This is a genomic window from Mesorhizobium sp. M7A.F.Ca.US.007.01.2.1 (assembly GCF_003998165.1).
In the GTDB taxonomy this organism is placed as follows: Bacteria; Pseudomonadota; Alphaproteobacteria; order Rhizobiales; family Rhizobiaceae; genus Mesorhizobium; species Mesorhizobium ciceri.
The window spans coordinates 1-3,190 of the sequence record NZ_RZQP01000392.1; the positions used below are offsets into that span (position 1 = coordinate 1).

4 protein-coding genes are annotated in these 3,190 nt (G+C 59.1%); all 4 read left to right on the forward strand.

Going from position 1 to position 3,190, the window contains the following annotated elements:
• On the forward strand, nt 1-619 hold a 619-nt coding region (locus EN949_RS34140), incomplete at its 5' end, for a hypothetical protein (RefSeq protein WP_127371951.1).
• 181 nt (nt 620-800) lie between these two features.
• Complete coding sequence (locus EN949_RS34145; protein WP_127370228.1) at nt 801-2,009, forward strand: glycosyltransferase family 9 protein; 1,209 nt, start codon at nt 801-803, stop codon at nt 2,007-2,009.
• A gap of 164 nt (nt 2,010-2,173) precedes the next feature.
• Nucleotides 2,174-2,527 carry a metalloregulator ArsR/SmtB family transcription factor gene (locus EN949_RS34150; protein ID WP_082827621.1) on the forward strand — a complete coding sequence of 118 codons (354 nt, stop codon included), beginning with the start codon at nt 2,174-2,176 and terminating at the stop codon, nt 2,525-2,527.
• The gene (locus EN949_RS34155) at nt 2,524-3,012 is read left to right on the forward strand and encodes an SRPBCC family protein (protein WP_127367185.1); all 489 of its coding nucleotides are present in this window, start codon (nt 2,524-2,526) and stop codon (nt 3,010-3,012) included. Before EN949_RS34150 ends, EN949_RS34155 begins: the two co-directional genes overlap by 4 nt.
• The last annotated feature ends 178 nt before the right edge of the window (nt 3,013-3,190 follow it).

Consider the following 3,190-nt stretch of genomic DNA (forward strand, 5'->3'; position numbering starts at 1 on the left):
GGTCATGGGATCGGCGCCGAATTTTCGCCTCCCGTACGGACATGATGCCGGTTGGGCGCTTGTAACCGTCAACGCTTCCCAGATTTTGGCGGAAACCTTTGGCCTCGCCGCTCCTGATATGGCGCTGATGCGTCGCGGCATTCTGGTTGGCCAAGGTGAGCAGGACTTCTACAAGCGTGACTTGCTAAAAGGGCGGCAGGCAAAGCATCTGATCGTCCCGATCTGGCCTGACGTGGAGGACAAGCTGAAAGCCGGCTGTCGCACCTTCGATTATCGTTACGACACCTTGCAGGCGCTTACCAGGTGGCAGCTTGCCAACATCGTCTGGCGGCTTAGCGGCAAATTTCACGTATCCCGCGGCTGGCACCGGAACATCTCCACGGGGGCTTTCGCTGTCATGCTTGCGCGTTTCGCCGGCTTCGCTCCGGTTGTGGTCAGCGGGTTTTCCCTGTCTCAGGCCGGGCATGGATACGATAGCCGAAACGCCTTCCGATATCATGCCGACGAAGATGCGGATTTGCTTCGGCGGGTGGCGAGAAGAGGCGAGCCCATCTACGCGGAAGATAGAGACTTCGCCAGAGAAAGCGGATTGCCGCTTTGGCAGGGACAGACGCCATGACCACGCCATCCGCAGACCGACAGGCCCCGGTTCCGCTCCTCCCAGGCAGCGAGCGCTGCGTGGGATTGCCTTTTTGTTTGTGGAACAAACGAGAGGTGCATGGGTCGGAGGTTCCAAGGCTGCCGATCCATCGATCACCACAAGCGGCACATGAGCTCTCTTGGACGTTTGTGCGCGCCCAATGACCAACATCCTGCCCCATCGTTTTGACGTGCTGAATATCTCGATGGCTGATCGGCTGGCTGTCAAATCCATTCTGGTTATCCAGGCGAAGTACATCGGGGACGTCATTCTGACCTCGGCGCTTATGCGAAATCTGCGCGTCGCCTACCCACACGCCATCATGGCCATGCTTTGCGCTCCTGGCCTGCGAGACTTGGTGGTCAGCCAGGGTATCGCAGACATAGCCATCGGATTCGACCCTCGAGGTGGTGGTAGAAGCCTAACCAGGCGCTTGAAGGAATATTCAAGCTTGGTCGCTGAGCTCCGCCGCCGAAAATTCGATCTCACCATCGATCTGACCGACTCGAAGACATCGAGGATGCTACACAAGCTGATCGGCGCCCCAATGCGCGTCGGATACGATCCCCCCGAAGTGCCTCTAAAATCTTGGGAAAGTCAGCCTGCCAATATATTTGCTGAAACCTTCGGCCAGGGAGGCGCGCATTACCTGTACCGATATCTTTCGCCGCTGAGAGCGCTCGGGATAACGTCGAGTGAAGTGACACCGAGGCTTGAGCCCACATCCATCGGACGAGGCGCTTCGACCCAGATTCTGGCTCAGAGCAATCTGAATGCAAAAGCTTTCGTCGCGGTGCACGCCGGAGCAAGGTTCGAAGGGCGGTGCTGGCAACCTGAACGGTTCGCCGCAGTGATCGATGAAGTTTATGAAACGACGGGCCTGCGGTCACTGCTGATTGGCGGACCTGACGAGAGCGCAATCGCGCAACGTATCCTGAATGTGGCGGTCTCCCCGTTGGCAAGCGTTGTTGGCAAAGCCTCGCTTGAGACACTAACAGCATTGCTTGCGGACGCGTTTATCTTCCTGGGAAACGAGAGCGGCCCAATGCACTTGGCCGCATCGGTCGGAACTCCAGTTGTGGGCCTCTACGGGCTCACTCCCCCAGATGTCTGGGGGCCAGTTGGCGTGCCTTACCGCACGGTTGAGCCGCCATTGCCTTGCCAGTGTGTTGCTCCCCATTTGTGCAAACCCAACAACCCGGGCGGCGTCTACTGCGTGCACCGATTGCCCGTTGCCAAGGTCGCTCAAGCAACACATGAGTTGATAGAGGCGGTGAGACAACAGGGGAATGCATCCGTCAATTCACCTTCTCCCGGCGGCGACGCGCTGATCCTCCCATCGGCTCAGGATCGGAGCCGGTTGCAGTAATGACCTCGGCATCGGCTGTCCGGGTCCTTGGCAAGATCGTCCTGCAACGCTCTCATCGGCTCGCGCTTTTGCATGCGCCGCGGCTCGCCCGGGAGGCGCGACGAGACGGGGCCGCCAAGGCGGCTTAATCAGAGTCAACGGGCCGCCCGTCGACTACTCCAAGGTTGACATGGAAGGCCCGTCGATTTAAGTTCGCGTTAGTGGCCACTAACGCGAACTACTGGACTGCGCTCGGAGATTCGACGAGACGAACGATCTTCGAACTGTTGCTCGAACAGCCTTGTTCGGTCAGCGGACTTGCTCGTGCGCTGCCTGTAACCAGACCAGCGGTCTCTCAGCACCTGAAGGTACTCAAGGAGGCCGGGCTTGTTGCCGACACGCGCTCGGGCAAGGAAAGCATATATCGTATCGATCCCGGCGGCCTGGCAAGTCTGCGCGCGGAAGTCGATCAGTTCTGGAGCAAGACCCTGGCGGGCTACAAACTAGTCGTCGAGCCTCCAAAGAAGGACCAGGTATGAGCAAGCATCCTGCTACCGAGCCTGTAAGGCACTCCGTCGTCGTCGAGGCATCTATGGCGCGTGCCTTCAAGGTCTTCACCGAGGATTTCGGCAGGTTCAAACCTCGCGAGCACAATCTTCTCGCAGTGCCCATTGCTGAGACGATCTTTGAAGCCTGGGTTGGGGGGCACGTTTACGATCGCGGCGTCGACGGCAGCGAGTGTCGCTGGGCTCGTGTATTGACTTACGATCCGCCGAGCCGGCTGGTTCTGAGTTGGGATATCAACCCGCGGTGGCAGATTGAGTCCGACCTGAACAAGACCAGCGAATGGGAAGTCCGGTTCACGGCGGAGACGGAGAACCGGACCAGGGTTGAGATCGAGCACAGGAATTTCGAGTGCCACGGCGAAGGCTGGGAGAGCGTGCGCGGTGGGGTCGATAGCGATCAAGGCTGGCCGCTGTACCTGCAGCGGTTCCACGATCTTTTCACCGGTCGGGCGCCCTGACGCCGTGCCGCGATTTGAGAACGTCGCTCGCAAGCACAGTTTGAGTCCATTGCGGTTCCGGTGAGCGGAGACAACATGGAAGCCTATTGGTTAAGCATTCTCGGTCGCGTTGGCAATCTATTCGGGTTCGTCCAAAGGATTTGCGGGAGGGCTGGCGGGACCGGTAATCCCTGCAGAC

What these genes read in the sequence shown, in the direction of transcription:
- EN949_RS34145 (WP_127370228.1), top strand. Translation starts at nt 801, where the DNA reads ATGACCAACATCCTGCCCCATCGTTTTGACGTGCTGAATATCTCGATG.
- EN949_RS34155 (WP_127367185.1), top strand. Translation starts at nt 2,524, where the DNA reads ATGAGCAAGCATCCTGCTACCGAGCCTGTAAGGCACTCCGTCGTCGTC.